Source organism: Streptomyces calvus (assembly GCF_006782915.1).
Lineage (GTDB): Bacteria > Actinomycetota > Actinomycetes > Streptomycetales > Streptomycetaceae > Streptomyces > Streptomyces calvus.
The window spans coordinates 74,642-101,310 of sequence record NZ_VCNP01000016.1; the positions used below are offsets into that span (position 1 = coordinate 74,642).

The 26,669-nt window shown below is 72.9% G+C and carries 24 protein-coding genes; 15 read left to right on the top strand and 9 right to left on the bottom strand.

Features of this window, described 5'->3' with window-relative positions:
* Positions 1 to 35: 35 nt before the first annotated feature.
* From FGW31_RS07700 to FGW31_RS07715, 4 genes are all read right to left on the bottom strand, one after another.
* Positions 36 to 410 (bottom strand): hypothetical protein, encoded by a 375-nt coding sequence (locus tag FGW31_RS07700; RefSeq protein ID WP_142192617.1) that lies wholly within the window; start codon positions 408 to 410, stop codon positions 36 to 38.
* Positions 411 to 412: 2 nt separating this feature from the next.
* Positions 413 to 868: a YbaB/EbfC family nucleoid-associated protein gene (locus tag FGW31_RS07705; RefSeq protein WP_142192618.1), complete on the bottom strand. Its 456-nt coding sequence runs from the start codon at positions 866 to 868 to the stop codon at positions 413 to 415.
* A gap of 480 nt (positions 869 to 1,348) precedes the next feature.
* Positions 1,349 to 2,272: a CPBP family intramembrane glutamic endopeptidase gene (locus tag FGW31_RS07710; RefSeq protein ID WP_142192619.1), complete on the bottom strand. Its 924-nt coding sequence runs from the start codon at positions 2,270 to 2,272 to the stop codon at positions 1,349 to 1,351.
* Between the two features lie 203 nt (positions 2,273 to 2,475).
* Positions 2,476 to 3,327: a helix-turn-helix domain-containing protein gene (locus FGW31_RS07715; RefSeq protein ID WP_220450356.1), complete on the bottom strand. Its 852-nt coding sequence runs from the start codon at positions 3,325 to 3,327 to the stop codon at positions 2,476 to 2,478.
* A 266-nt stretch (positions 3,328 to 3,593) separates the two neighbouring features.
* Here FGW31_RS07715 and FGW31_RS07720 point away from each other — a divergent pair, with 266 nt between their 5' ends.
* Together FGW31_RS07720 and FGW31_RS07725 are read left to right on the top strand one after the other, a co-directional pair.
* On the top strand, positions 3,594 to 5,030 hold the full coding sequence (locus tag FGW31_RS07720) for an amidase (protein ID WP_142192620.1): 1,437 nt from the start codon (positions 3,594 to 3,596) through the stop codon (positions 5,028 to 5,030).
* Positions 5,031 to 5,108: 78 nt separating this feature from the next.
* The gene (locus FGW31_RS07725) at positions 5,109 to 5,498 is read left to right on the top strand and encodes a cupin domain-containing protein (protein ID WP_142192621.1); all 390 of its coding nucleotides are present in this window, start codon (positions 5,109 to 5,111) and stop codon (positions 5,496 to 5,498) included.
* 24 nt (positions 5,499 to 5,522) lie between these two features.
* Here the strand turns inward: FGW31_RS07725 and FGW31_RS07730 are convergent, their stop codons facing one another.
* A complete protein-coding gene (locus FGW31_RS07730; RefSeq protein WP_308432282.1) occupies positions 5,523 to 6,572 on the bottom strand; it encodes a LacI family DNA-binding transcriptional regulator in 1,050 nt (349 codons plus the stop codon).
* A 167-nt stretch (positions 6,573 to 6,739) separates the two neighbouring features.
* Between FGW31_RS07730 and FGW31_RS07735 the strand changes: the two genes are divergently transcribed.
* The 4 genes from FGW31_RS07735 to FGW31_RS07750 all read left to right on the top strand — a co-directional run bounded on the left by FGW31_RS07735 (position 6,740) and on the right by FGW31_RS07750 (position 11,692).
* Entirely contained in the window at positions 6,740 to 8,068 is a 1,329-nt protein-coding gene (locus tag FGW31_RS07735; protein WP_142192622.1) for an extracellular solute-binding protein, read from the top strand.
* Positions 8,069 to 8,127: 59 nt separating this feature from the next.
* Positions 8,128 to 9,045, top strand: coding sequence for a carbohydrate ABC transporter permease (locus FGW31_RS07740; RefSeq protein ID WP_233452437.1), 918 nt, complete (start codon positions 8,128 to 8,130; stop codon positions 9,043 to 9,045).
* Positions 9,042 to 9,890 carry a carbohydrate ABC transporter permease gene (locus tag FGW31_RS07745; RefSeq protein WP_142192623.1) on the top strand — a complete coding sequence of 283 codons (849 nt, stop codon included), beginning with the start codon at positions 9,042 to 9,044 and terminating at the stop codon, positions 9,888 to 9,890. Before FGW31_RS07740 ends, FGW31_RS07745 begins: the two co-directional genes overlap by 4 nt.
* Positions 9,891 to 10,000: 110 nt before the next feature.
* On the top strand, positions 10,001 to 11,692 hold the full coding sequence (locus tag FGW31_RS07750) for a glycoside hydrolase family 13 protein (RefSeq protein WP_142192624.1): 1,692 nt from the start codon (positions 10,001 to 10,003) through the stop codon (positions 11,690 to 11,692).
* 89 nt (positions 11,693 to 11,781) lie between these two features.
* Here FGW31_RS07750 and FGW31_RS07755 read toward each other — a convergent pair whose 3' ends face one another.
* The gene (locus FGW31_RS07755; protein WP_142192625.1) at positions 11,782 to 12,657 is read right to left on the bottom strand and encodes a carbon-nitrogen hydrolase family protein; all 876 of its coding nucleotides are present in this window, start codon (positions 12,655 to 12,657) and stop codon (positions 11,782 to 11,784) included.
* A gap of 217 nt (positions 12,658 to 12,874) precedes the next feature.
* Here FGW31_RS07755 and FGW31_RS07760 point away from each other — a divergent pair, with 217 nt between their 5' ends.
* Both FGW31_RS07760 and hisD (FGW31_RS07765) read left to right on the top strand, forming a co-directional pair.
* Positions 12,875 to 13,801: a LysR family transcriptional regulator gene (locus FGW31_RS07760; RefSeq protein ID WP_142192626.1), complete on the top strand. Its 927-nt coding sequence runs from the start codon at positions 12,875 to 12,877 to the stop codon at positions 13,799 to 13,801.
* 526 nt (positions 13,802 to 14,327) lie between these two features.
* Entirely contained in the window at positions 14,328 to 15,689 is a 1,362-nt protein-coding gene (gene hisD / locus FGW31_RS07765) for a histidinol dehydrogenase (RefSeq protein ID WP_142192627.1), read from the top strand.
* A 96-nt stretch (positions 15,690 to 15,785) separates the two neighbouring features.
* Here the strand turns inward: hisD (FGW31_RS07765) and FGW31_RS07770 are convergent, their stop codons facing one another.
* Positions 15,786 to 16,784 carry a LacI family DNA-binding transcriptional regulator gene (locus FGW31_RS07770; protein WP_142192628.1) on the bottom strand — a complete coding sequence of 333 codons (999 nt, stop codon included), beginning with the start codon at positions 16,782 to 16,784 and terminating at the stop codon, positions 15,786 to 15,788.
* A 215-nt stretch (positions 16,785 to 16,999) separates the two neighbouring features.
* Between FGW31_RS07770 and FGW31_RS07775 the strand changes: the two genes are divergently transcribed.
* The 7 genes from FGW31_RS07775 (at position 17,000) to FGW31_RS07805 (ending at position 24,662) form a co-directional block, all read left to right on the top strand.
* Entirely contained in the window at positions 17,000 to 18,139 is a 1,140-nt protein-coding gene (locus tag FGW31_RS07775) for a cupin domain-containing protein (protein WP_142192629.1), read from the top strand.
* A 5-nt stretch (positions 18,140 to 18,144) separates the two neighbouring features.
* Positions 18,145 to 18,891: an alpha/beta fold hydrolase gene (locus FGW31_RS07780; RefSeq protein WP_142192630.1), complete on the top strand. Its 747-nt coding sequence runs from the start codon at positions 18,145 to 18,147 to the stop codon at positions 18,889 to 18,891.
* 52 nt (positions 18,892 to 18,943) lie between these two features.
* A complete protein-coding gene (gene hisD / locus FGW31_RS07785; protein ID WP_142192631.1) occupies positions 18,944 to 20,254 on the top strand; it encodes a histidinol dehydrogenase in 1,311 nt (436 codons plus the stop codon).
* A complete protein-coding gene (locus FGW31_RS07790; RefSeq protein ID WP_142192632.1) occupies positions 20,251 to 21,024 on the top strand; it encodes an SDR family NAD(P)-dependent oxidoreductase in 774 nt (257 codons plus the stop codon). The genes hisD (FGW31_RS07785) and FGW31_RS07790 overlap by 4 nt, the downstream gene beginning before the upstream one ends.
* On the top strand, positions 21,021 to 21,842 hold the full coding sequence (locus FGW31_RS07795; RefSeq protein ID WP_233452438.1) for an HpcH/HpaI aldolase family protein: 822 nt from the start codon (positions 21,021 to 21,023) through the stop codon (positions 21,840 to 21,842). The genes FGW31_RS07790 and FGW31_RS07795 overlap by 4 nt, the downstream gene beginning before the upstream one ends.
* 310 nt (positions 21,843 to 22,152) lie before the next feature.
* The gene (locus FGW31_RS07800) at positions 22,153 to 23,499 is read left to right on the top strand and encodes an MFS transporter (RefSeq protein ID WP_142192634.1); all 1,347 of its coding nucleotides are present in this window, start codon (positions 22,153 to 22,155) and stop codon (positions 23,497 to 23,499) included.
* Between the two features lie 164 nt (positions 23,500 to 23,663).
* Positions 23,664 to 24,662, top strand: a complete 999-nt coding sequence (locus tag FGW31_RS07805) for a nuclear transport factor 2 family protein (RefSeq protein ID WP_142192635.1) — start codon at positions 23,664 to 23,666, stop codon at positions 24,660 to 24,662.
* Positions 24,663 to 24,971: 309 nt separating this feature from the next.
* Here FGW31_RS07805 and FGW31_RS07810 read toward each other — a convergent pair whose 3' ends face one another.
* Both FGW31_RS07810 and FGW31_RS07815 read right to left on the bottom strand, forming a co-directional pair.
* A complete protein-coding gene (locus tag FGW31_RS07810) occupies positions 24,972 to 25,838 on the bottom strand; it encodes a cytochrome c biogenesis CcdA family protein (protein WP_233452439.1) in 867 nt (288 codons plus the stop codon).
* Positions 25,835 to 26,647 carry a DsbA family protein gene (locus FGW31_RS07815; protein WP_142192636.1) on the bottom strand — a complete coding sequence of 271 codons (813 nt, stop codon included), beginning with the start codon at positions 26,645 to 26,647 and terminating at the stop codon, positions 25,835 to 25,837. The genes FGW31_RS07810 and FGW31_RS07815 overlap by 4 nt, the downstream gene beginning before the upstream one ends.
* Positions 26,648 to 26,669: the final 22 nt, after the last annotated feature.

A 26,669-nucleotide genomic window follows, 5' to 3' on the forward strand; every position in this document is an offset into this window, starting at 1 on the left:
CCGGCAGAGTGCGGGAGCGGCCGGCGGTACGCGGGTCAGCGGCGGCCATGCCCGCCCGGGCCGTCGCCGTCCAGGCCGTGGGTCTCGACGCGGTTGTTGCTCCGCTCGATCTCCTCGAGGTGGTGGTCCCGGGTGTCCTTCATCATCCGGACCTGGCTGACCGTGGCGTCCGTGATGCCCACCAGCGCGTCACGGACGGACATCATGGTCTCCTTGGTGGTCTGCCGCTCCTTCTGCTCCTGCGGCTTGGCCTTCTCCGCGAAGTCACCGCTCGTACCGGGCCACGAGACCGTGGGGGCCAGCTCGTCCAGGAACTCCTCGGTCATGCTCTTGGCGAGGGTGCCGATCTCCTCCAGCTGCCGCGCCAGGGCCTCGATGCGGTGCGGATCGACGTAGTACCGCTGTCCCATGGTCAGTCCTCCCCGTCCTCGCCGAGCGCGTCCCGCCAGGCGGGCGTGGCCCGGCCGCCGCGCGTGGTGTCCTCGTCGTCCTCGCGCAGCACCTCGGGGCCGAAGATCCGCTCCCAGTCCAGCTCGAAGCCCTTCAACTCCGGCAGGCTGCTGCTGGGTTCGGTGAAGGGCGCCATCGCCTTCATCACATGCCGGTTCATCTTCACGCGCGCCGCGCTCGCCGCCTCCAGGACGCTGGCGGCCAGCTCCTGCGGAGACATGTCCCGGTACTTGTCCTCCAGGAACTCGATCCCGGTCAGCTCTCCCTGAGGGCCCACGGTGGCGCGGACCGCACGGTCGGAGGAGAGCACCGCGAACGAGGCCTGCCGCAGCTCGCGCTCGGTACGCGCGACCGCCTCCTGCGCGGCGTGGAGTTCGGCCATCGCCTTCTCCAGTCGCTTCTCCAGCGGTTCCGTCACGCCCGTCCCGCCCTTCTCCTCGCTCCGCCACCGCGACAACCACCGTCATCCACCGCGCCGTTCACACGCGGTGGGGCCCCGCCGCGCACGCCGCGCCGGGTCCTGACGGACCGTGTCATGGCGAACCGTGTCATGGTCAGATGCCCCGGACATGAACGCATGTGCCGACGAGGTGAACAGGCCACGACTCCACCAGAACCCTCGACTCCGCAACGCACGCGCGCGCGTCCGTGTTGATCAGCCGGGAGCCCAGAATGCCACACGAACCCTGCACACGGGGGCCCGCACAGGCTCCGCATCGGCCTCTGACGTGCCCGTTTCCTGCCCGCTTGGAGCACGTTCCGGAAGTGGTGTGACAGGGACGGACAAAGCGGCGGATCGGGTGGGACGCGGAAGACGCCACGCCACCCGGTCCGAGGACCGCGCCGCGCGCCGCAGCACTCACGGCGAGCGGTGCACAGCGCCGTGCGGCGGGACCGTTCACGGCGCCTTGCGGCGGGGCGGCCCCGCCAGCCGGCCCCGCGTCGCGACCAGCAGCACCAGCGCCGCCACGGCCGACGCGAGCAGGAAGGCGTGGGAGGCGTACCGGTCAGGCAGCGAGGGGTACATGTCCGACCAGGCCATGGAGATGTAGTTGTTGACGCCGCAGTGGAGCAGCATGACCAGCGGCATGCTCTCGCCCGACTTGTTGAACACCCAGGTCATGACCACGCTGAAGGCGATCGTCGTGACGACGAACTCCACCGGCTCGATCCACGCCACGTCCGGCCCGCCGCCCCACTCGGTGAGGAACAGCGGCAGATGCCACACGCCCCACAGGACACCGACGGTGAAGGTGGCGGTGAGGGTGCCGTAGCGGCTCTGCATGCGCGGCATGGCGAACTCGCGCCAGCCGGGCTCCTCGGCGAGGCCGGTCGTCACCAACTGGGCCAGCAGAGCCGGCAGATAGGCGGCGAGGACCGCAGCGGACGGCACGTCCGGTGCGCGGGCGGCCAGTACGGCGGAGGCGAGCGCCAGCGCGCCCGGCACCGCGAGCAGGACCACCAGGTACCAGCGCCATCCGACCCCGAACCGCGTCATGCGGGCTCGCCAGGTCCGCAGGCCCGCACGGCCCTCGGTGACTCCGGTGACGAGGAGCGCCGACGTGATCGGGCCGAGGTAGGCGCCGGGCAGGACACCGAGCAGTTGGGAGGCGCCCTGCCCGCCGGGGAAGGTGAAGTCCCAGACGCCGATGCCGTTCCGGGACAGGATGTACGGCGTCCAGGCCACCCAGCTCAGCCCGTAGGCCAGCGCGAAGAACCAGGTCAGCGGGCGGCGCCGGATACTGCCGCGCAGCCTCCCGGGCCGGTGCGCGGCCCTGGGGCTCGGCGGGATGCCAGGACTGACGGGGGCGTGAGCGGTCACCGCGGTTCCTTCCAAAGGGGTCTGGTCCGACGTGTTTCAGCACACCAGCGCGGCACCCCGGTGGTCATTGCGGCACACACCCGGAAGCAGGTACAGCAGGCTGTACCCGACGCCCCGACGACCCGACGACCCGACGACCCGACGACCCGACGACCGTCAGGCGCGGGGCCGTTGATGCCCGACCGTGTGGGCCGGCCGCCGTGTCAGGTGCCGGACGTGCGCCGCGGGGCGGCGGGCCAGGCGACGTCGTCGACCGCGAGCCAGGGCGCGGCGGCGACGGCCGTGGGGGTCACTCCGGTGAAACCCATGACGTCCCGGTGCAGGTGGGACTGGTCGGCGTAGCCGGTCTCCGCCGCGACGCGGGCGGCGCTGTGGCCCGCGGCGAGACGGTGGGCCGCATGGTCGAAACGGACCAGCTGCGCCGCGCGTTTGGGCGTGAGGCCGATCTGGGAGCGGAACCGGGACCACAGCCGTTTGCGGCTCCAGCCGACCTCCGCCGCCAGCGGCTCGACCCGGACCCGGCCGCGGCTGAGCACCATCCGCCGCCAGACGTGGCCGACCTCCGGGTCGACCGGCCGGCCCGCCTCATGGGCGCGCAGGAGTGCGGCCTCGGCGATCGCGAACCGTTCCTCCCAGGTGGCGGCGGCCCGCAGCCGCTCCTGGGTGCGCCGGGCATCGCGTCCCCAGAGGTCGTCGAGGCCGACCACGGCCCCGCCCGCCTCCGGTGCGGCGCGCAGCACCGCGTGCGCGACCACCGGGGACAGCCGGATCTGCAGGCCGTCGATGGCCCGGCCGCGCACGCGCACGCCACCGGGCCCGAGGCCGAGTACGACGCTGCCGCGCCACTCCCGGACGGCGGCGTCGTCGACGAGCAGCCCGTCGCCGAAGTCGACGACCAGCGTGACCGCCGGGTACGGGACGATCCGGAGGTCGTCGAGGTACGTCCCGCGGTCACGGAACCCGGCCATACGGACCCCCGGCAGCCGTCCGGGCGCCGACGGCGTGGTGATGTCCCACCTCTCCGCGGCGTCACGGGCCGGCCCTGAAGGTCGCATGGCTCCAGGCTACGAGCCCGCGCACCGTCGCCGCCGCCGGGAAACGGTCCGGAACGCGACCCCGGACGCGGCCGAACGCGCCCGCAGTCCAGGCCCGGGTGCGTCCGAATGCAGGCCGCGGCGCGCCCGAAGCCCCAGCCCCGCTCGTCCGGAAGGCAGGCGGAGCGCGACCGAACCGCCGTCGGGACATTTGTCCAAGACCCGCCCGCGAACCCGCGACGACACTGACTCGCCCAGCCCTTCTTCCAGGAGAGGACAGGTTCGCGATGCGCCACCCGATCGACCCGTTCACGCCGGCCGTCGAACTCGCCGCCGCCATACGCCGCAAGGAGGTGAGCCCGGTCGAAGTGGCCGTCGGCTGTCTGCAGCGGATGGACCGACTCGACCCCCTGCTCAACGCGTTCTGCCACCGGGCCGACGACGACGTCCTCAAGGCCGCCTCCGCGGCGGCCGACGCCGTGGTCCGCGCCGACTCGCCGGACGACCTGCCACCGTTCCACGGCGTCCCGCTGCCCGTGAAGGATCTCCTCGACGTGGCCGGCTGGCCCACGACCCACGGCTCGGCGGGCGCCGACCCGGCACCGGCGGCGGCGTCGGCTCCGGTGGTGCGACGGTTCGTGGACGCCGGGTTCGTCCTGCTGGGGAAGACCACCACCTCGGAATTCGGCACGGTGTCGTTCACCGAGAGCGAGGCGCTGGGCATCTCCCGCAACCCGTGGGACCCCGACCGCACGCCGGGCGGTTCGTCGAGCGGCGCGGGCGTCGCCGTCGCCGCCGGCCTGGCGCCCCTGGCCCACGCCGCCGACGGCGGCGGGTCGATCCGCGTCCCGGCGTCGTGCACCGGCCTGGTCGGGCTCAAGCCGACCCGCGGCCGGGTCACCGACGCGACCGTCGACGTCGAGGGTCTGGGCACCAACGGCGTGCTGACCCGCTCGGTCGCCGACACCGCGGCCGTCCTGGACGTGCTCGCCCGCCACGACCCCGCCGCCTGGTGGTCGCCGCCGGCACCGCGACGGTCGTTCGCCGACGCGGTGACCGCGGCCCCGCCGAGGGGCCTGCGGATCGGTGTGCTGGTCGACCCTCCCATCGACGGACTGGCCGTCGACCCGGCGTGCCTGACGGCGGTCGACACGACCCTGCGGACCCTGGAAGCGGCCGGCCACCACATCGTCGGCGTTCCTCTTCCGCTGCCGCCGGCGGACGAGTTGGTCTCGACGTTCACGACCCTGTGGAACGTCGCCGCCGCCGGAGTGGAACTCGCGCACCCGGACCGCGTGGAGCCCCACAACCGGGTGTTGCGGGAGGCGGCGCGCGCCGTCGACTCCTGGGCCTACGCGGAGGCCGTGAAGAGGTCCCAGCACCTGTCGCGGCGCATCGTCGAGGCGTTCGTCACCGGCTTCGACGTCCTCGTCACGCCCACGATGGCGTGCCTGCCGCCGGCCGTCGGCTTCTGGCGGACCGAGGGTGACGACGACCCCCTGGCGCCCTTGGTGAAGTGCTACCCGCTGGCGGTGTTCACGTCGCTGTTCAACGTGACCGGCCAACCGGCGATCTCCGTCCCCGTCCACCACGACGACGCCACCGGCCTGCCCGTCGGCGTCCAACTCGTCGCCGCACCCTGGCGCGAGGACCTCCTGCTGCAGGTGTCCCGGACCCTCGAACGCGCGCACTCCTGGACCTGCCGCCGCCCGGCACTCGCCTGACGACCCCGCAGCCGCAACGGACCCACCGGACCCACCGGACCTGCCGGACCTCCGAGAACCGCGAAAGGACCCACCGTCGTGACCGTCACCCCGATCGACCTCTTCGCCTCCTTCCTCCACCTCCGCCAGGACGGCCGTGTCAGCGCCGAACAGCCGGTGTTCGAGCCGGAACGGGACGGCTGGCAGGTGATGACCTTCCACGCGGAGACCGACGCCGACGTCCACGGCGACCACTGGGAGATCCACACCTCGGCGGACGAGGTCGTCGCCTGCCTCACCGGCGGCATACGCCTCTTCTTCCGCCCGGAACGGCCGGGCGACGAGGAGGAGACGACCGAGCTGGCGGCCGGGAGCGCCGTCGTCGTGCCGCGCGGGCGGTGGCACCGCATCGCCCTGGACCGTCCCAGCGACATCATGTCCGTCACCGTGCCCCGCGGCAGCCGCCTGGAGCAGCGGACCGGCCTCTGAGGACCGGTCGTACGGTGCTCCCGGTCACCGTTCCCGGGGAGCCGGGGACGGTGCCGGGCCGGTGCTGCCCCGCGGGACGAGTTCCACCGGCAGGACCACGTGCCGCTCCCGGTACGCCTCGGGGTCGTTGATCACGCCGTGGGCCAGCTCCGCCGCCACCTCGCCGAGCCGGCGGGCCGGCTGGGCCATCGTGGACAGGTCCCACGGTTCGGCCATCGCATGGCCGTCGAAACCGAGGATCGACATCCGCTGTGGCACCGGGACGTTGCCGCCGCGCAGCACCGTGAGGAGCCTGAAGGCGATGTCGTCCGTCTCGGCGAAGATCGCCGTGGGCGGCTCGGCGAGGCTCAGCAGCCGCCCCATCGCCGCCTCCAGGCTCGGCCCCTGCCAGTGCGCGACCTGGCAGACCAGGTCGTCGTCCCGGTCGATGCCCGCCTGAGCCAGAGCCGTGCGGTACCCGTCGAGGCGGGCCCTGCTGCTCCAGGCGAAGCCCGAGGCGTCCGCGGGCTCCAGGTAGGCGATGCGCCGGTGGCCGAGGTTGAGCAGGTAGCGGGTGCCGCGCTCGGCGGCCTCCACGTCGTCCACGTAGACGCCGGCCCGGCCCTGTTCGTGCTGGCTGACGAAGACCAGCGGCATGCCCAGGTCGTCCAGGCGGGCGCGTTCCCCGGGGGAGAGCGCGAAGCTGACGACCAGCAGCGCGTCGGCGTTGCGCCGGGCCGGCAGCCGGTCGAAGAACTCGGCGCGCTGCTCGGCGGTGGTGACGCTGTAGACCAGCATGTCCAGGCCGGCCGAGTTGAGCGCGGGCCCCAGGCCGGCCAGCGCCGCCCCCAGGAACCACGAGTCGAGGTTGGGCACGAGCACGGCGACCCGGCCCGTGCGCCCGGTGACCAGGCTCGACGCGCTGCGTGAGATCGCGAACGACAGCTCGCGCGCCGCCTTCTCCACGCGCGCCCTGGTCGCGGGTGACACCGTTGACAGGCCGCGCAGGGTGCGCGAGACGGTCGAGGGAGACACTCCGGCCCGCTGGGCGACATCCGCCAGCGTGGCCCCCTTCGCAACGGGTTCACCGACCATGTGCGGGACGCTAACACAACGGCCGCCGCACCAGGTCAACGCCGTGACAGCACTGTCATAGCGATCTCTTCCAGTGACGGCACCGTCGCGACCGTTGACACACCATCCGGCACATCCCTACGGTGACAGCGCTGTCACGAGGCAGTCAGAGAGGGGAGGAGTACGCCATGTCCCTGCACCGCAGAGCCCTGCTGACGGGCGCCCTGGGCGCCGCCGCGGCAGGTCTGCTGTCCGGCTGCGGCGGGAAGGACCTCGACGACCTGCTCGCGCAGGCCGCGACCGTCCCCCGCAAGCCGGCCCGGCTGACCTGGTGGGTCTCCGAGATCCCCTCACGGCGGGGCGCCGTCGTCGCGGACCTGATCATCCGCGCCTTCGAGCGGCGGCATCCCCGCATCCGCGTCTCGAAGATCAACGCGCTGTCCACCTCGGACGGCAACCGCAGCGCCATCGCCACCCAGCTCGCCGGCGGCTCCCCGCAGCCCGACGTGTACCTGGGCGACACGACGTGGCCCGCGCAGTTCGGTCACTCCGCGCTCGCGCTGCCGGTGGAGAAACTGCTGCCGGACGGCTTCTGGGACTCCTACCCGCAGGCCCTGCGCAGCGGTTCGACGTACCGGGGCAGCGTCTACGCGGTGCCGTTCTTCACCGACAGCACCTACCTCTTCTACCGCAAGGACCTCCTCGCCAAGCACGGGCTGCGCGTTCCCCGCAGCTGGGAGGAGCTGCTGCACACCTCCCGCACGGTGCAGCGGGCCGGTGACACGGAGGCCGGGTTCCTGTGGCAGGCGGCGGTGACCGAGTCGCTGACGGCCAACGTCACCGAGTTCCTCGCCGACGCGGGCGCCGCCGTCCTGGACGAGCGGGGCGGGCCGGCCCTGGGCGGAGCGGAGGCGGAGCGGGCGTTCTCGCTGATGGCCGAGTTCACCTCCCGCGGCGTCACGCCCCGCACCGTCGCCACGTACCAGGAGTCCGACTCGCAGGACGCCTTCGTCAACGGACGCGGGCTGTTCCTGCGCAACTGGTCGTACGCCTGGGTCAACGCCAGTACTCCTCAGGTCTCCCGGGTCGCGGGGAAGATCGGGGCGGTGCCGCGTCCGGGCTTCGAGGGCACCGGCCGCTCCGGCGTCTCCTGCGCCGGAGGCTGGAGCAACTTCGTCAACCCCAGTTCGCAGGAGCTGGGCGCCGCCATGGAGTTCGCCCGGTTCTGCGCCTCCGGCGAGGTGCAGCGCCTGCTGGCCCGGGAAGCCGGTGTCGTCCCCGCGATGACCTCCGTGCTCGACGGCCCGGAGGCGCGCGCCGCCGGCGACCCGACCGTCCTGCGCGCCGCCGACCTGACGCTGGTCTCCCGGCCCGTGCAGACCCCGTACTACCCCCAGGTCAGCAAGGCGCTGTACACGCCGGCGAACGCGGTCGTGCGCGGCAGCCTCTCCCCCGCGGACGGTGTGCGCGCCGCGCGCGAGGGGCTGCGCACGGCCCTGGAAGGAAAAGCGCTGTGAGTTCCGTACTGCACAGGAAGACGGCGAGGACGCCGTCGACAGGCGACGGTGGCGGCCCCGTGACCGGGCGGAGCGCGCCGCCGGACTCCGTGGCCCGCCGTCGCGCCCGCGCCGGCTGGCTGTTCGCCTCGCCCGCTCTCCTGGTCGTCGCCGCGGTGACGGTCTTCCCCGTCCTCTTCTCGCTGGTGCTGTCGTTCAGCGAGGTCCGGCTCGAGTACGGCGGCCTGCGGCTCGGCTCGCCCACCCTCGCCCACTACGAGGCGCTGCTGACGCACTCCGAGTGGTACCGGGCCCTCGCGTTCACCCTGGGCTTCACCGTCGTCTCGGTCTTCGTCGAGCTGGTCCTCGGCACGCTCGTCGCGCTCGTCCTGGAGCGGCTCGGCGCCGCCCGCGGCTGGATCCTCGCCCTGCTCCTGCTGCCGTGGGCCCTGATCAACGTGATCGCCGCACAGTTGTGGTCGTACCTGTTCAACGGGACGTACGGCGCGGTGGGCTGGCTGTGCGAGCAGGTGTTCGGCACCCGGCCCGACATCCTCGGTGAGCCGCTGCCCGCGATGGCGGCGATGGTCGTGGTCGACGTGTGGAAGACGACGCCGTTCGTCGCCATCGTCGTTCTCGCCGGTCTGATGCTGATCCCGGGCGACGTCTACGAGGCGGCCGAGATCGACGGCGCCTCGGCGTGGACCACGTTCTGGAAGGTCACGCTGCCGCAGTTGCGGCCGATCATCGCCATCGCGGTCCTCTTCCGCATCCTCCAGGCGTTCGGGATCTTCGACCTGCCGTTCGTGCTGACCCAGGGCGGTCCGGGCACGGCCACCCAGTCGGTGGCGATCCTCGGGTACCGGATCCTCTTCCAGAACCTCGACTTCGGAGGCGGCGCCGCGGTCGCGGTCACCACCGCCGCCATCGTCCTGGGCTGCTGCCTGTTGTTCCTGCGCGTCTTCCGCGCCCAAGCCGACGAAGGGGGCCGGGCATGAGCCGCAGCGTCCCGCGCACGGGCGTGCGCCGTTACGTCAATGTCGTCAACCTCGGCGGACTGCTGATCGCCGGGTGCGCCACACTGCCCCTGGTCTGGATGGCGTCCGCCTCCCTGAAGGGGCCCGGCGAGATCAGCGCGACGCCGCCGACCCTGCTGCCGAAGGACGTCACGCTCGGCAACTACGAGACCGCTTTCACCCGCAACGGGATCGGCCACTACTTCCTCAACAGCGTCGTCGTGGCCTGCCTGTCCACCGTGCTGATCCTGTCGCTGGCGTTCTTCGCCGGATACGCCCTGGCCCGGATGCCGCTTCGCGGACGCGGGCCCGTCATGACGGCGCTGCTGGTGCTGTCGGTGTTCCCGCCGATCGCCCTGCTCGTCCCGCTGTTCCTGATGGAGCGTCAGGCCGGGCTGCTCAACAGCTATCCGGGCCTGGTCGTCCCGTACGTGGCGCTGAACCTGCCGTTCGCGATCTGGATCATGCGGAACTACCTGAGCGGTATTCCGGGCGAGCTGGAGGAGGCCGCCGTCGTCGACGGCGCCGGACCGCTGCGCACCGCCCTGACGGTGATCCTGCCGCTGGCCAGGCCGGGCCTGTTCACGGCCGGCGTGTTCTCCTTCACCGCGACCTGGTCGGAGTTCCTGCTCGCGCTCACCTTCAACGGCTCCGACGACCGCCGCACCGTCTCTGTCGGCATCGCGCTGTTCACCAGCCAGTACCAGGTCCCGTACGGAGTGATCTTCGCCGGTGCGATGGTGGCCACCGTGCCGATCGCGGTCCTGGTGCTGATCTTCCGCCGGTCGGTCGTCTCCGGCATGACCACCGGCGCCGTGAAGGGCTGAGCGGCTCCGCTCGCAGCCCTGTTCCCCGGGTGACGGCCGCCTGCGGCCGTCCCCTCCGTCTGTCCGCACACCCGCACTCCATCCTGGGCACGCGCCCGAGAGGTTCACAGATGCCCCACCACGACTCCCCCGCCCCCTCCGCCCACGACGCGGACTGGTGGCGGCAGGCCGTCGTCTACCAGGTCTACCCGCGCAGTTTCGCCGACTCCGACGGCGACGGCATCGGTGACATCCGCGGCGTCACCTCCCGTCTGCCCTACCTCGCCGAACTCGGCGTGGACGCCGTCTGGCTGAGCCCGTTCTATCCGTCGCAGCTCGCCGACGGCGGCTACGACGTCGCCGACTACCGCGATGTCGACCCGCGGCTCGGCACCCTCGACGACTTCGACGAGATGGTCGCCACCGCCCACCGCCTCGGCTTGAAGATCATGGTCGACATCGTCCCCAACCACTCCTCCGACCAGCACGTCTGGTTCCAGGAGGCGCTCGCGGCCGGGCCCGGCTCGGCCGCCCGCGACCGCTACGTCTTCCGCGACGGCCGCGGCAGCGACGGTGAACTGCCGCCCACCGACTGGCCGTCCAGCTTCGGCGGCCCCGCCTGGACCCGGGTGCCGGACGGCCAGTGGTACCTGCACCTGTACGCCCCGCAGCAGCCCGACTTCAACTGGGACAACCCCGAGGTCCGCGAGGACTTCCACACCACCCTGCGCTTCTGGTCCGACCGGGGCGTCGCCGGTTTCCGCGTCGACGTCGCCCACGGCCTCGCCAAGGACCTGCGCGCACCGCTGCGCGACCTCGGCGAGCAGCGGAGCTACCAGCCCGACGCCCTGCCGGACGACGGCAGCCACCCGTTGTGGGACCGCGACGCGGTGCACGAGATCTACCGCGGCTGGCGGCAGGTCTTCGACTCCTACGACCCGCCGCGTTTCGCCGTCGCCGAAGCCTGGGTGCGTCCCTCGCGGCGTACCGCCTACGCCTCCGCGGCCGGGCTGGGGCAGGCGTTCAACTTCGACTTCCTCGGCGCGCGGCTCGACGCCGCCGAACTGCACACCGTCATCGACGGCTCGCTGGCCGACGCCCGCCGCGCGGGCGCCACCAGCACCTGGGTGCTGTCCAACCACGACGTGGTGCGTCATGTCTCGCGCTACGCCCTGCCCGCCGACTGCACCAAGCAGGACATCGAGGCGTGGCTGCTCACCGACGGCCGGGAACCGGTCCCGGACCTGCCGGCGGGTGTGCGCAGGGCGCGCGCCGCGGCGCTGCTGATGCTGGCGCTGCCCGGGTCCGCGTACCTCTACCAGGGCGAGGAGCTGGGCCTGCCCGAGGTCGCCGACCTGGACCGTGCGGACCTGCGGGACCCGATGTGGGTGCGCAGCGGCGGACGCGTCAAGGGCCGCGACGGCTGCCGGGTGCCGCTGCCGTGGACGCGGGAGGGGAGCAGTTTCGGGTTCGGGCCCGGCGGGTCGTGGCTGCCGCAGCCGGCCGACTGGGGCCGGTACGCGGCCGAGGTGCAGAGCGGTGACAAGGAGTCCGTCCTGGAGCTGTACCGCGAGGCCCTGCGGCTGCGCCGCACGCTGGTCGCGGACGAGGAGCTCGAGTGGGTCGGCCCGCGGGAGCGGACGCGCCGGGGGCTGCTGCACTTCGCCCGCGCCGGCGGCTGGCACACCGTCAGCAACCTCTCCGACGAACCCGTTGCGCTGCCGCCGGGTGAGGTGCTGCTCGCGTCGGCGCCGCTGAACGGTGACGAGCTGCCGCCGTGGACCACCGCCTGGCTGCGCACCGGAACCGCGTCCGACCGCTGAGCGACAACCGCCGCCCGGCCCCGCGCGTCCACGGGACGAACGGGCGGGCGGCGGTTGCCGCTCAGGCCGTCACCGTGAGGCCCGCCGGCTCACGGTCGGGCTCCGCGGCGCCAGCGCTCGGGGTCGATCCGGCCCGCGTACAAGGGGAGTTCGAGCGGCTGCTGACCGTCCTCGAACGGGTCCCACACCCGGGTGAGGCCCGCGGTTCCGCGCGTGCGCACCCGGCGGGCCTCGGCGAGGTCGAGCACGTCCGTGAGGACCTCCTGCGGGCCCGGCCCGGCCTCGGCGCGCACGTGGCCCTCGGGATCCACGACGACGCTGCGCCCGACGCCGTCCGGCGCCGCGGCGTTGAGGCTGGCCATGAACACCTGGTTCACGATCGCGTTGGCCTGCGCCAGCACGACCTCCTGTGCACGGTCGACGGTCGGCGTGCGCACCAGGTTCAGCACCAGGTCGGCGCCCTGCCACGCCAGGTGGCGGGTGGTCTCGGGGAACCAGGCGTCGTAGCAGATGGTGAGCCCCACGCGGCCGTGGTCCGCCATGTCGAAGACCACGAAGCTGCCCCCGGACGCCGTGGTCTCGTGGGGCCGCCACGGGAAGATCTTGCGGTACTCCGCGACCCGTTCACCGGTGGGCGAGTAGACGGGAGCGGTGTTGTAGATCCGGCCGTCCGCGCCCCGCTCGTAGACGCTGCCGGGCACGAGCCAGATGCCCAGCTCGCGGGCGAGGGCGGCCAGCCGGGTGCCGCGCGGTCCGTCCAGCGGCTGGGCCGCCGCGGTCATCACCGTCACCGGGTCCTCTCCGGGCCGGTGGCCGCACAGGTGCAGTTCCGGGTAGGCGAGCAGCCGGACACCGGGGTGCGCCGCGGTGACGCGTCGTACGTCCGCGGCGAACGCGTCCGGATCGTCGGCGGCGTGGTGCCGTGCGGCCGTCTGGACGAGGCCGATCGACAAGGGGGTCGTCATCGCTGGTGACCTTCCGCGCTCGGTGGCGTGCCGGGGGTGCGGCCGAGCCAATCATCGGGCCGTCCCCGGGACAAGATCCCTTCGTCCAGCGGCAACCACAGGAAGAACCTGCGGATCGCACGGCGGCCCCCGGTGCGGCCCCGGACCATCGTGGTAGAACCAGGCACCGGCGCGTCCGCGACACGGAGGCGCCGACTCGACAGGACACGGACAACGTATGACCCTCAATCAGCTGAGGGCCTTCGTCGAGGCGGAGCGGCTCGGGTCGTTCACCGCGGCGGCGCGGGCCATGGACATCGCCCAGGCGTCGGCCTCCGAACTGGTACGCCGTCTCGAGGCGGAACTGGACGCCGAACTGTTCGCGCGCGGCAGCCGCACGCTGACCCTGACCTCGGCCGGCCAGGAACTGCTCCCGTACGCCCGGCAGGCCGTGGAGGCCGCCGACAGCGGGACCCGGGCGGTGCGCTCGCTGGGCTCGCTGGGCGGCGGGACCGCCACGTTCGGGGTGCTCCGCAACGCGGACTACTACCTGCTGTCCAACCTGGTGCAGCTGTTCCACGCCCGGTACCCGTCCGTCCGGGTCCGGCTCGTCGGACAGAACTCGGCCGAGACCGCGGCGGCCGTGGCGGCGGGACGGATCGAGGCCGGCCTGGTCGTCCTGCCGATCGACGACGAGGGACTGGCGGTGACCCCGCTGCTGCGGGACGAGGTGCTCTACGTCAGCGCGAGCGAGGAACGCACCCGCACACCGGTCACCATGGAGCAGTTCGCCCGCGCACCCCTGGTCCTCTACGACGCCCACTACGGGTGGCAGGACCCCACCCGGCGGCAGCTCGCGGAACGGGCCCAGTTCGCCGGGGTCACCATCGATCCGCTGATCGAGCTGGAACACGTCGAGGCCGCGCTGGGCCTCGTGGCCGCCGGGGTGGGCGACACGATCGCCAGCCGTGCGGTCGTCTCCGGCCCGGCCTTCCCCGCGGGGCTGCGCACCGTCCCGTTCGCCGACCCGCTCCACGACACGATCGCGCTGGTCAAACGGCGCGGGCATCCGCTGTCGCGGGCCACCAGGGAGCTGGCCCGGATCGCCGAGGACACCTTGCGCGAGCTGCGTACCGACCTCGGCCCGGGAGACCTCGGCGCCTGACCGCGCCCGGGCGGCGAGGCGAGAGCGCTCGCACGGCGGCAGGGTGTGGGTGACTCGCACGGCAGCACAGGTGCGGGCGGCTCGGCGCGCACGGCGACAGGCAACAGCGTGCGGGCGGTCCACGGCAGCGGGCTTCGGGCGGCTCGGCGCGCGCGGCGGCAGGCTGCGGGCGGCTCGCGGCAGCAGCGTGCGGGCGGTCCACGGCGGCAGGCTGCGGGCGGCTCGCGGCTCGCGGCAACAGGCTGCGGGCGGTCCACGGCAGCGGGCTTCGGGCGACTCGGCGCGCACGACGACAGGCTGCGGGCGGCTCGCGGCTCGCGGCAGCAGGCTGCGGGCGGCTCCACGGCAGCGGGCTACGGGCGGCTCGGCGCGCACGAGGGCAGGCTGCGGGCGGCTCGCGGCGGCAGGCAGCGGGCTGCGGGCGGCTCCACGGCCACGGCGGCAACGGCGCCACAGGGAAAGCCTGTGGTTCGGACAGGAAGTGCCCCTCTGGTCCTGTGGCCGCGTGGCGTCTAGCGTCCTCGCCATGCAGATCACGCACGCCGAAGCACAGGCCCTGCCCCCGTTCCAGTGGCTCAAGAAGCCGTCCGTTGACGGCCCTCCCGCCCAGCGCGACCCGGCCGTGGTCGAGCGGGTCTCGCAGATGCTGAAGGAGATCGAACGCAAGGGCATGGACGCGGTGCGCGCCTACGCCCAGGAGCTGGACGGCTGGTCCGGCCCGCTGGAGATCGACGCCGCCGAGCTGAAGAAGTCGGGCGACGCCCTCCCGCCGGACGTCCGCACCGCGCTGGAGATGGGCTGCGAGCGCACCCACCGGTTCGCCGCCGCGCAGCGCGAGCACCTGACGGACTTCGAGATCGAGGTCGCTCCCGGTGTCGCCGCGGGCCAGCGCTACGTCCCCGTCTCCCGCGTCGGCGCCTACCTGCCCGCCGGCCGGTTCCCGCTGCTCGCCAGCGCCTTCATGACGGTGAACGTGGCGAAGACGGCCGGCGTCCCGACCGTACTGGCCTGCACTCCCCCGTCGGGCGAGCACGGAGCGCACCCCGCCGTGCTGTACGGCGCCCATCTCTCGCGGGCCGACCGGGTGTTCGCGCTCGGCGGTGTCCAGGCGCTCGGCGCGATGGCGTTCGGTCTGCTCGGCGAGGCCCCGGTCGACATGCTGGTCGGTGCGGGCAACGCGTTCGTCACGGAGGCGAAGCGGCAGCTGTTCGGCCGGGTCGGCATCGACCTGCTGGCCGGCCCGTCCGAGGTCGCCGTCATCGCCGACGACAGCGCCGACCCGGTGTGGGTCGCGGCGGACCTGCTCGGTCAGGCCGAGCACGGCCCCAACTCCCCGGCCGCCCTGATCACCACGTCCGAGCGGCTGGGGCACGCCGTCATCGCGGAGATCGAGCGGCAGCTCGCCTCCCTGGCCACCCGGGACATCGCGGGTCCGGCGTGGCGTGACTTCGGTTCCGTGGTCGTGGTGGGCGACCGGGCCGGCGCCGTCGCCGTGGCCGACGTGATCGCTCCCGAACACCTGGAGATCCAGACCGAGGACGACGACTACTACCTGGAGAACCTGTCCAACTACGGCTCGCTGTTCATCGGGCCGTGGTCGACGGTCGCCTACTCCGACAAGGGCATCGGCGGCACCAACCACGTGCTGCCCACGGGCAAGACGGCCCGCTACAACGCCGGGCTCTCCGTCTCGCGGTTCCTGAAGCCGCTCACGTACCAGCGCGCCGCGCAGGAGGGGACCGCCGCGCTGGCGCCCGCCGTCGAGCGCGTCTCGGCGTTCGAGGGGCTGGCCGCCCACGGCGCCACGGCGACCCTGCGCATCGACCGGATCGGCCGGACGTCGGGCGCGTTCGACGACATCCCGGCCGCCCTGCGCGACCAGCTCTGATCCCCGGCTGCTCTGCCGTCCGGTCCCCGGCGTCGCCGCCGCGCCGCGCGCGGCGGCACACGGCCGGCCGGTTGCCGGGCCGGGGGCCCCGGCGGGTCAGCGGGCGTGGGCGTGGGTGGCGCGGGGGACGAACTCGGTCGGCAGGACCAGGCGTTCCCCGGCCGGGTCGACCTCCTTGGCGATCCGCCGGACCAGCAGGCGCGCCGCCTGGCGTGACAGCTCCTGGAGGTCGTGCCGGACGGTGGTGAGCCGGAACACCTCCCAGGCGGCCATCGGAAGGTCGTCGAAGCCGATGACGGTGAGGTCGTCGGGGACCTTGACGCCGGCCGCGAGGGCCGCGTTCAGGACGCCGATGGCGACGACGTCGTTGCCGCAGAACACCGCCGTGGGCGCCTCGGCGGCGTCGAGCAGGACGGGCAGGGCCCGGTAGCCGGTGTCGTACTCGAACGCTCCGCGCACCACTCGGTCCTCCGGCAGTCCCACGCCCGCCTCGGCGAGAGCCAGCCGGAAGCCCATTTCGCGTTCGCGGCCCGTGGTGGTGTTGGCCGCGCCGAAGACACCGGCGATGCGCCGGTGCCCGAGCGCCACGAGCTCCCGGGCGACGAGCCGCCCGCCGCCCTCGTTGTCCACGACGGAGGCGAAGTCACCGGCCCGGCCGGTGTCGCGGTTGAGGAAGACGTAGGGCATGCCGCGCCGCTCGAGCTGGGCGGGCAGGCGGGAGTCGGTGGTGGCGGTGGCGAGGACGACACCGTCCATCGACTGGTCCAGCAGCTTCTCCTCGGCGACCGCCTCGTCGGACCGCTCGGTGATCAGCATCATGCGGTAGCCGAGGCTGCTCAGCTCGTCGTGGAGCGGTGCGATGACGTGCGGGTAGAACGGGTTCGTCAGGTCGGTGACGATGACACCGACCCGTCGTGTGGCACGCGTCGAGAGGGTGCGTCCGGCCTCGCTCGGTACGTAGTTCAGCGCCTGGGCGGCGCGCTTGACCTTCTCGCGGGTGGCCATCGACACGCGGGGGTCGTCGCGCAGCGCGCGGGAGACGGTGGGCTGCGAGACACCGGCCAGTCTGGCCACGTCGTGACTGGTGATCCCCATCGGCTCTCTCCTCGTCGCACTCCGGCGCGACCACCATGACGCACCCCCGTTCAGTATACGTATGCCGATTGCCGGGCCGCCGAGCTGCACGGAGTCCGCCCGCTCGGCTCCCGCACGCCCGCATCGATCCCGGCCGCCGGGCCCGACCCCTTGACATCCCGCCGGTCCGGAGCCTGTCATGGAATACATACGTATTCACAAGTGAAGGAGCGGTCATGTCCGATGCCGTCGTAACCCCCAGTGAGCTGGCCCGCCGCACGGTGCGCCGCAGCGGCTTCGTCTCCTGCGACCAGGCCTTCATCGACTGCCGTACGCCCGGATCGGATCGCAAGGAGAACTACGCGATGATCGGCCCGGGCGTCTCGCAGTCCGCCGGCCAGTACGTCAACCTGCGCGAGCCGCACGGCTACAACATCGGCGCCGCCGCCATGCCGCACGGCATCACCAACAGCCTGCACCTGCACTACACGGCCGAGGTGTTCGTCTGCACCGCGGGCGAGTACCTGCTGCGCTGGGGTGCCGACGGCACCGAGGGCGAACTCACGATCCGGGCCGGCGACATCGTCTCCGTCCCGACCTGGATCTTCCGCGGGTTCACCAACACCGGCCCGGACGACGGCTGGCTGTTCACCGTGCTCGGCATGGACGACACCGGCGGCATCATCTGGGGCCCGTCCGTCCTGCGGGAGGCGCGGAAGCACGGCCTGTACCTCACCGCCGACAACCAACTCCTCGACACCGTCGCCGGCGACACCCTGCCGCCGGAGGTTGAGCTCGTCGCCCCGCTGGCCCAGGAGCACCTCGACCGCCTGCGGCACTACACCCCCGAGGAGATGAGGCGCCGCGTCGCCGCCGCGGACGAGCTGGAGTTCTCCGAGCACCCCTTCCTCGACAGCACCCTGCCCGGCGGCGGCGCCCGGCTCAGCTGCGTCATCGGCTACGGCATGACGGAGGACCCGCACCAGGAGCCCCGCATCTTCAATCCGCACGGGCACAACGTCGCCTGGCTCCGCGCCGACCCCGGGCAGGGCATCTCCACGCACCGCCAGCACGAGACGCAGACCCTGATCGTCAAGGACGGCCTCTGGGAGGTCACCCTCAACCGCACGGACCCCGTCTCGGTGCGCCTCGGCCCCCGCGACATGCTCTCCGTGCCGCAGGACGCCTGGCGCACCGTGCGCAACGTCGGCGACGAGCAGGGCGACCTCCTCGTGGTCAACTCCGGTGACGGGCGGGTCCGTCTGGAGTGGGACGAGGAGGTCCTCAAGAGCGCGGCGGACGCGGGCCTGGGCATCGACCACAACGGCTACGTCGCCCCGTACGCGCTGCTGCCCCGCTCGGCACGCTCCTGGTGACCGGCATGCCGAACGAGGACACGCCCGGTCCGCTGCCGTTCGTCGTCGTGCCCGGGATGCTCTGCGACGCGAGCCTGTGGCGCGACGTCGAGTTCCCCGAGGGCCACGACGTCCACCACGTGGAGCTGCGGCGGGCGGACGTCGGGGCGCTCGCCGAGGACGTACTGGCCGCGGTCGCGGGCCCGTTCCTGCTGGTCGGGCTCAGTCTCGGGGCCATCGTCGGCTTCGAGGCGCTGCGCCGGGCACCCGAGCGCGTCGCGGGCCTGTGCGTGATGGCGACCAACGCGGGAGCGCCGCGGCCCGAGCAGTACGCGGCCTGGCGGGCGATGGACGAGCTGATCGCGGCCGGCCGGTTCACGGACGTCGTCGAGCGGACGCTGCCGGACATGTTCCCCGACCGGCGCCCGACGCCCGGCGACGAACGGCGCTACCGCGCCATGGCGCACGCCGTGGGCGCAGGCGCCGCCCGCGCCCAGCTCGCCGCGCAGGCGACCCGCACGGACGCGGCCGACGTCCTGCGGGCGGCCCGCTGCCCCGCCGTCGTCCTGGCCGGAGCGCGGGACGTCCTGTGTCCGCCCGCCTTCCACCGGGCGATCGCGGACGCGGTCCCCGGAGCCGTCCTGACGCTGCTGCCCGACGCGGGACACCTGCTGCCGTGGCAGCGGCCCGACGCGGTGACGGCCGCACTGCGCGACCTGCTCGCGGCCACCGCCGGCACGGCACCCGCGAGCACCACGGCCACCACCCCCTGAACCCTCCCCCACCGCCCCCTTGCCCCTTCACCCGTAGTGGAAGAGAGCCGTCATGCCCCGACACCTGAAGTCCCCCGTGCCCGCCGCGCACGTGACCGCGGCCCGGGCGGACGTCGCCGAGCGCGTCCGCGACATCCTCGACGACGTCCGCCGCAACGGCGACGAGGCGGTCCGCCGGTACTCCGAGAAGTTCGACCACTGGAGCCCCGAGTCGTTCCGCCTGGCCCCGGACGAGATCCGGCGGATCGTCTCGCAGGTGCCCGACACGGTCCTGGACGACATCCGCTTCGTCCAGCAGCAGGTCCGCACGTTCGCCCAGGCACAGCGTGACGCGCTGGGCGACGTCGAGATCGAGACGCTGCCCGGCGTCCACCTCGGCCACCGGCACGTCCCCGTGTCCGGCGCCGGCGCGTACGTGCCCGGCGGCCGGTACCCGCTGACCGCGTCGGCCCACATGACGATCGTGACCGCCAAGGTGGCGGACGTCCCCCGCGTCGCCGCCTGCACCCCGCCCATCCGCGGCGAGGTCCCCGCGGCGACGGTCGCGGCGATGCACCTCGCGGGCGCCGACGAGATCTACCTGCTGGGCGGCGTCCAGGCCGTCGCCGCGCTGGCCCTGGGAACCGAGACGATCGGGCGCGTCCCGATGCTCGCCGGCCCCGGCAACGCGTACGTGGCGGAGGCCAAGCGGCAGTTGTTCGGTGAGGTCGGCATCGACCTGTTCGCCGGGCCGACCGAGATCCTGGTGATCGCCGACGAGCACGCCGACCCGTTCGTGGTGGCCGTCGACCTGCTGTCGCAGGCGGAGCACGGCCCGGACTCCCCGGCCGTGCTGGTCACCACGTCCGAGGAGCTGGGCCGCGAGGTCGAGCGGCACGTGGAGCGTCTGCTGCCCGGCATGCCCACCCGGGACTTCGCCGCGCCGGCCTGGCGCGACCACGGCGAGATCGTGGTCGTTGACACCCTCGACGAGGCCTTCGCCGTCGCCGACTCCTATGCCAGCGAGCACGTGGAGGTGCTGACCGAGAACCCGCGCCAGGCGCTCACGCAGATGCGGGACTACGGTGCGCTCTTCCTCGGCGAGGGCACCTGCGTCTCCTACGGCGACAAGGTCATCGGCACCAACCACGTCCTGCCCACCCGCGGCGCCGCCCGCTACACCGGGGGCCTGTGGGTCGGCAAGTACCTCAAGACGGTGACGTACCAGGAGGTCACCGACACGGCGTCCTCCGCGCTGCTCGGCGAGGTGTGCGGGCGGGCCGCGCGCGTCGAACTCTTCGAGGGCCACGCCCGCTCCGGTGACGTCCGCGCCGCCAAGTACGGCAAGGGCAGCCTGCCGTGGAACGAGGAGGGCGCCGCATGAGCGGCCGCACGGCACCACTGGCCGGCCGCACCGCACTCGTCACCGGCGGAGGCAGCGGACTCGGCCGGGCCGTCGCACGCTCCCTGCTCGCCGACGGCGCCCGGGTGGTGATCACGGGCCGCGACGAGAGCAGGCTCGAGGAGACCGCGTCACGGCTCGGCCCGCAGGTGTCGTACCGCGTCTGCGACGTCTCGAGCCCCGACGACGTCGAAGAACTCGCCCGGAGTCTGGCCGGCGAGGAGATCTCGATCCTGGTCAACAACGCCGGCATCGCCGGCCCGGTGGCGCCGCTGACCGAGATCGCACCGCGGGACTGGGACGAGGTCTTCGACGTGAACGTGCGCGGGGTGTTCCTGATGTGCCGGGCCTTCCTGCCCGCCATGACCGCGCGCGGCGCGGGCGACGTGGTCAACATCGCCTCGGTGTCGGGCAAGCGTCCGTTGCTGCGCCGCACCCCGTACTGCGCGTCGAAGATGGCGGTCATCGGTCTCACCGCCACCCTGGCCGGTGAGGTCGGCCCGCTGGGCGTCACGGTCAACTCCCTCTCTCCCGGGCCGGTCGAGGGCCCGCGCATGGAGCGCAACTTCCGTCTGGAGGCGGAACGCACCGGCAGCACCTACGAGCAGGCCGAGCAGGCGTTCGTGGCGCGCTCGGCGCTGGGCCGGATGGTCACCGAGGACGAGGTGGGCGAGGCCGTCAGCGCGATGCTGCGCATGCGGGGGCTGTGCGGGGCCGACATCGACCTGTCCGCGGGGATGGTGGCACGGTGATCGCGTGGAGCACGGCGCACCGCAGCCTCAAACGGCGCCTGGCGGACGGCGAGCACCTGCGGGGCGCCCTGCTGCGGCTTCCCTCGGAGACGCTGGTGGAGATGGCGGGGGTCGCGGGACTGGACTTCGTCGTCATCGACTGCGAGCACGGGCCGGCCGACACGGCGCTGCTCCAGCAGCACCTCACGGCCGCGGCAGCACACGGGATCGACGTCCTGGTCCGCGTCGGGTCGAACGAGCCGGCGCTCGCGCTGCGCTGCCTCGACCTGGGCGCCGCCGGGCTGATCCACCCGCACGTGGACAGCCGTGAGGACGCCGCGCGGGCGGTGGCCGCCAGCCATTACCCGCCGTGGGGGAATCGCGGTTTCGCCACGTACAGCAGAGCGGGCCGGTTCGGCACGGTGACGGCGGCCGACCATGTGGCGGCGTCCCGCGAGACCCTGGTCGTGACGATGATCGAGACGCGGCGCGCCTGCGACGACGCCGACGCGATCGCCGGCACCGACGGAGTGGACGCGGTCCTGGTGGGCCCCGCCGACCTGGCCGCGGACTGCGGCTTCCCGGAGCCCGCCGTCGTCGACGGGCTGATCGCCCGGGCGCACGACGCGGCCCGGGCCCACCGGCGCGCGATCATGACGATCGTGCCGAGCCTCGACGCCGCCCTGGCCGCCGAGCGCCAGGGCTGCCGGCTGATCGTCTACAACATGGCGCACGTGCTCATGGACACCCTGCGCGTCCTGGCCGCGACCGGGACGACGGGCCCGTCCGGCAGGACAGGTGCGTCCGGTACGACAGGCACGACCGCCGACCCCGTCTGAGGGCCGGACGCGGCCCGGGCCCTCCGGCAGGCGGCGTCCCGCACCCTGCGGGACGCGCCGCGCCGAGCTCTCGGCTGCCGTCTTCCGGTGGCGCCGAATCCGGTGCGCACACCCCTTGACGCCCCACATCCGGATCCTTAGTGTTCCCGACCAGTTCATACGTATGCACCGCCTTGCGTACGCCACACTCCCCAGCCCCACCCGAGTCCCCACCCCCGTCCCACACCTGTCCCCTCCCCGCTCCCCTCTCCCTCCCCGCTCCCCCCTCCCTCCCCGCTCCCCTCCCCGTCCCCGCGCGATCGGAGAACCCATGTCCGCCGCAGCGCCACCCACCCAGACCCCCGACTCCACCCAGGTCGATCCGCACAAGCGGAAGGAGATACGCCGAGCCATCGGCGCGGGCAGCATCGGCAATTTCGTCGAGCAGTTCGACTACGGCCTGTACGGCTACATGGCGCCGATCATGGCCCCGGCGTTCTTCCCCGAGAGCGACCGGACCGTGGCGGTGCTCGGCACGTACGCGATCATCGCCATCGCCTGCCTGTTCCGTCCGCTCGGCGGCACCCTCGTGGGCCGCTGGGGCGACCGGGTCGGCCGCAAGAAGACGCTGCTGTGGACCATCGTGGTCATGGGCGTGACCACCGGCCTGATCGGTCTGCTGCCCACGTACCAGCAGATCGGCATCGGTGCGCCGGTCCTGCTCCTGCTGCTCCGCGTCGTGCAGGGCGCGGTCTCGGGCGGTGAGTACGTCGGGGCCGTCGCGTTCATCGTGGAGTGGGCGGAGCCGAACCGGCGGGCCTACTACACGTCGTACGCCTCCAACAGCTGCTTCGTCGGCATCCTGGCGGGTGCCGGTACGGCGGCCCTGACCAGCTGGGTGTTCGACGGCCAGGCCCTGGACTCCTACGGCTGGCGCATCCCGTTCCTGCTGGCGGTGCCGCTCAGCCTGGTCGGGATGTGGCTGCGCCGGCACATCGAGGAGACCCCGGAGTTCGTGCGCGCCACCGAGGAGGGCACGGACGTCGTCAAGGCGCCGGTCCGGGAGGCGCTGCGCTCGCAGTGGCGGCCGATCCTGGTCTTCTGCGGCGTCTCGATCATGCTCGCGATCCTCTCCTACACCTGGGTCACGTTCTATCCGCAGTACCTGACCGACACGCTCGGCCTGCCGCGCTGGATGGGCCTGGCCTCGAACGCCATCTCCATCGCCGTCCTCATCCCGACCCTGCCGCTGGCCGGCATGCTGTCGGACCGCATCGGGCGCAAGCCGATGCTGGTCACCGGCGCCATCGCCTGCATCGTGCTCGTCCCGGTCGCCTTCCGGGTCGGCGAGCAGGGCACCTTCGGGGCGGCCGTGGCCAGCCAGCTCATCTACATCGTCCCGGAGTTCTTCCTCACGGGCATCGTCACCGTCTGCGCGGCCGAACTCTTCTCCACCCGCACCCGGTTCAGTGCCAGTGCCATCGCGTACAACAGCTCGTTCTCCATCTTCATGGGCATCACGCCGTTCGTCGCGACGCTGCTGGTCAGCACCTTCGGCACGATCTACGCCGTCTGGGCCTACCTGGCGGTGGGTGCTCTCCTGGCCCTGGTCGTCGTGAGCGCCTTCATGACGGAGACGTACCGGAGCCAGCTGGGCGCGGACAAGTTCGCCCGCTAGCGCGACCGGAAACCCGGTCCCCGGCGCCCCGGCCGCCCCCGGGCAGCCTCCCCCGGCGACCCGGCGGGCAGCCTCCCCCGGCGACCCGGCGGGCGGCCTCCCCGGCTACCCTCCCCTTCAGCCACCTACATACGCATTCACATCACTACCGGAACGGAAGCACCATGCCTCTGGACCCCGTCGCGTACCTCCCCTACAAGGACCCGGACGACTTCATCCGCGAGGTGACCGACCGCATCTGGGTCGACCGCGACATCGCCTACATCGTCGACAACTACGAGCCCGACTCGATCGTGCACACCAGCCTCGGCACCGTCGTGGGCCGGGACGGTGTCATCGAGGGCAGCACCATGCGCATGGGCAGCACTCCGGGGCACATCGGCCAGGCCGAGGACGTGGTGTGGGAGGCGCGCGGCGACGACGCCTTCCTCAGCTCCCACCTGGTCTTCTCCGCCGACGAACACCTCGTGGACGGCCGCAACATCCGCATCCGCAAGCGCACGGTGGCCAACTGCCTGTACCGGCGCGGCCGGATGGTCGAGGAATGGGTGGTGCGCGACGACCTGGCCGACTGCCTGCAGAGCGGCCTGGACCCGGACGAGGTGGCCCGCGGGCTGACCTTCCAGGGGTACAGCGGCTCGATGCTGGAGGAACCGCCGGCGGACGTGCTGCGGGCCGGGGTCAGCGGTGCGCGTCCGGACGAGTTCCGTCCCGAGTGCGAGATGGTGCTCGAGTTCATCGACGAGGTGTGGACGCAGCGCCGGCTGAACAAGGTCAAGGACTTCATGGACCGGGACCTGTTCCTCCACACGATCGGCGACCACACCGTCATCCGGCCCGAGCGCTACCAGAGCGACCTCCTCACCACGGTCGCTCCGTTCCCCGACGCGCGGTTCGCCGTCCGCGACATCCAGACGAACCACTCCCCGCGGTACGCGGGCCTGCGCGTCGCCGTGCTGTGGACGATGCACGGCACCTACCGCGGCGTCGCGACCTTCGGTCCCCTCACCGGCCGGCCGGTCACGGTGCTCGGCGTCTCGCAGTTCCTGATCCAGGAGGGCCGCATCGTCAAGGAGGTCCGTGTCTACGACGAGATCTCGCTGCGTGCGCAGATCAACGCGGGCCGCGGGGACGGTCCCCAGGTCGAAGTCAACATCTACTGAGCGTCGCTGACGCGGCCGGGCCCGCCACCGGAAGGCCGGTGGCGGGCCCGCGTGCGCCGTGCCCGCACGGTCGGCCCGGTTCCGGCCACGGCAGAACGCCGGTCGGCCTGCGCGTGGCGCACGGGGACAGCGCGGGAGCACAGCGAGGGCAGTGCCGAGGGCTGTGCGGGAGCGGTACGGGGGGCAGTGCGGGAACGGTACGGGGGCGGTGCGGGGGCGGTCGCCTGGGCTGGATGCGCCGAGAGCCCGGGCAGTGCGGGGGCGGTTGCCCGGGCTGGATGCGCCGGGACCGCCCCCGCTCGCCGTGTTTCAGGCGCCGGGCGAAGACGGCTCCTCGGTGCGGGTGTCCGTGCGTGCTCCGTCCCGGCGCAGCAGCAGGACCACGGCGGTGACCGCCGCCACCGCGGCGAGGACGAGCAGCAGGACCCGGTCCGGCACCGCACTGCCGATGCGCAGCAGACGCTCCTCCAGTCCCGCTTCCGTCTCGACGCTGATCGGTGACGGCAGCGCCGCGGTGCCGTCGAAGGCCAGGAAGAGCACTCCGAGCAGGATGAACAGCGTGCCGCCGGCGAGGGACGTGGTGTGCCAGGACAACGGCCCGAGCCGCAGGGTGCGTCCCCGCAGCCAGCGTTTGCGGCCGAGGTCGAAGCGGTCCCACAGCAGGGCCAGGACGAACAGCGGCACGGCCATGCCGAGTGCGTACACCGCCAGCAGCAGTCCACCGTGGACCGGTCGTCCGCCGAGCGCGGCGATGGTGAGGACGGAACCGAGGACGGGCCCGGCGCAGAAGCCCGCCAGGCCGTAGACCGTTCCGAGGGCGAACACGGACAGCACCGACCCGGACCGCCGTGCGCCCGCGGCTTCCTGGAGCCGGCGCACCCCGAACCCGAACCCGAGGATCTGCGCCACGCCCAGCACGATCACGGTCCAGCCGCCGACGGTGACCAGCAGGTCACGGTGACCGTAGAAGAGGCGGCCGGCGAACGACCCGGCGACGCCGAGCGGCACCAGGGTGGTGCACAGCCCGAGGTAGAACAGCACGGTGCGCGCCAGCAGTTTCGTCGCGCTGGTGAAGGAGTAGGCGAAGAAGGCCGGCAGCAGCAGGGCACTGCACGGGCTCACCAGGGCCAGCAGGCCGCCGAGGAACGCGGCCAGGACACTCGCGTCGCCGTTCACCGGGCGTCCTTTGCCGCTGCCTCGATGGCCTGCCTGAAGGTGTCGACCGGCTGGGCGCCGAGCACGGGAACGTCGTTGACCAGGAAGGCGGGTGTGCTGCTGACGCCGAGGGAGTAGCCCTCCTCCTGGTCCCGCCGGACGGCCTCGGCCGCCTCGTCGGACGCCATGTCCTTCCGGAACCGGTCGAGGTCCTTCACCCCGGCGGCCCGGGCCATGCCGGTCACCTTGTCAGCGGCGAAGGCACCCGAGTTCCGCTTGTGTGTCGTGCCGTACGCCTGGTCGTGGAACTCCCAGAACCGGTCCTGCTGTCCGGCGGCCCAGGCCGCGCGGGCGGCCTGCTCGGACTCCTCGCCGAAGATCGGGAAGTTGCGCCACTCGATGCGCAGGAGCCCCTTGTCGACGTAGGAGCGGATCAGTTCCGGCTCGGTGTCGCGGGCGAACTTGCCGCAGTAGGGGCACTGGAAGTCCGAGTACTCGATCATGACGACGGGAGCGTCGGCGCGTCCCACGGCCAGGGGGTCGTCGGCGTCCCGGCGGGCCAGTGCGCGCAGCGCGTCGGCCTGGGCGTCGGCCTGGGCGTCGGGTCCGGTGGTCTCGGTGGCGGCCGCGTCCCGGGAGGCGCCGCCGGACGAGGTGTCGTCGAGGGTGAAGGCCAGGACCGTCGCGACGACGGCGGTCAGTGCGGCCACCGCCGCGGCGACCGTGCGGCGGCGCCGGCGACGGACGCGGGCAGCGGACGGAGAAGAGGACGAAGAAGACGAAGAAGACGAAGAAGACGAAGGGGAGGCAGGGGAGGCAGAGGACGGCATGAGGGCAACCTTGTGCTGGGTA

What these genes read in the sequence shown, in the direction of transcription:
- FGW31_RS07815 (WP_142192636.1), bottom strand. Translation starts at nt 26,647, where the DNA reads ATGCCGTCCTCTGCCTCCCCTGCCTCCCCTTCGTCTTCTTCGTCTTCT.
- FGW31_RS07750 (WP_142192624.1), top strand. Translation starts at nt 10,001, where the DNA reads ATGCCCCACCACGACTCCCCCGCCCCCTCCGCCCACGACGCGGACTGG.
- hisD (WP_142192627.1), top strand. Translation starts at nt 14,328, where the DNA reads ATGCAGATCACGCACGCCGAAGCACAGGCCCTGCCCCCGTTCCAGTGG.
- FGW31_RS07735 (WP_142192622.1), top strand. Translation starts at nt 6,740, where the DNA reads ATGTCCCTGCACCGCAGAGCCCTGCTGACGGGCGCCCTGGGCGCCGCC.
- FGW31_RS07800 (WP_142192634.1), top strand. Translation starts at nt 22,153, where the DNA reads ATGTCCGCCGCAGCGCCACCCACCCAGACCCCCGACTCCACCCAGGTC.
- FGW31_RS07700 (WP_142192617.1), bottom strand. Translation starts at nt 410, where the DNA reads ATGGGACAGCGGTACTACGTCGATCCGCACCGCATCGAGGCCCTGGCG.
- FGW31_RS07745 (WP_142192623.1), top strand. Translation starts at nt 9,042, where the DNA reads ATGAGCCGCAGCGTCCCGCGCACGGGCGTGCGCCGTTACGTCAATGTC.
- FGW31_RS07780 (WP_142192630.1), top strand. Translation starts at nt 18,145, where the DNA reads ATGCCGAACGAGGACACGCCCGGTCCGCTGCCGTTCGTCGTCGTGCCC.
- FGW31_RS07715 (WP_220450356.1), bottom strand. Translation starts at nt 3,327, where the DNA reads ATGCGACCTTCAGGGCCGGCCCGTGACGCCGCGGAGAGGTGGGACATC.
- FGW31_RS07760 (WP_142192626.1), top strand. Translation starts at nt 12,875, where the DNA reads ATGACCCTCAATCAGCTGAGGGCCTTCGTCGAGGCGGAGCGGCTCGGG.
- FGW31_RS07755 (WP_142192625.1), bottom strand. Translation starts at nt 12,657, where the DNA reads ATGACGACCCCCTTGTCGATCGGCCTCGTCCAGACGGCCGCACGGCAC.
- FGW31_RS07775 (WP_142192629.1), top strand. Translation starts at nt 17,000, where the DNA reads ATGTCCGATGCCGTCGTAACCCCCAGTGAGCTGGCCCGCCGCACGGTG.
- FGW31_RS07730 (WP_308432282.1), bottom strand. Translation starts at nt 6,572, where the DNA reads ATGGTCGGTGAACCCGTTGCGAAGGGGGCCACGCTGGCGGATGTCGCC.
- FGW31_RS07790 (WP_142192632.1), top strand. Translation starts at nt 20,251, where the DNA reads ATGAGCGGCCGCACGGCACCACTGGCCGGCCGCACCGCACTCGTCACC.
- FGW31_RS07770 (WP_142192628.1), bottom strand. Translation starts at nt 16,784, where the DNA reads ATGGGGATCACCAGTCACGACGTGGCCAGACTGGCCGGTGTCTCGCAG.
- FGW31_RS07805 (WP_142192635.1), top strand. Translation starts at nt 23,664, where the DNA reads ATGCCTCTGGACCCCGTCGCGTACCTCCCCTACAAGGACCCGGACGAC.
- FGW31_RS07720 (WP_142192620.1), top strand. Translation starts at nt 3,594, where the DNA reads ATGCGCCACCCGATCGACCCGTTCACGCCGGCCGTCGAACTCGCCGCC.
- hisD (WP_142192631.1), top strand. Translation starts at nt 18,944, where the DNA reads ATGCCCCGACACCTGAAGTCCCCCGTGCCCGCCGCGCACGTGACCGCG.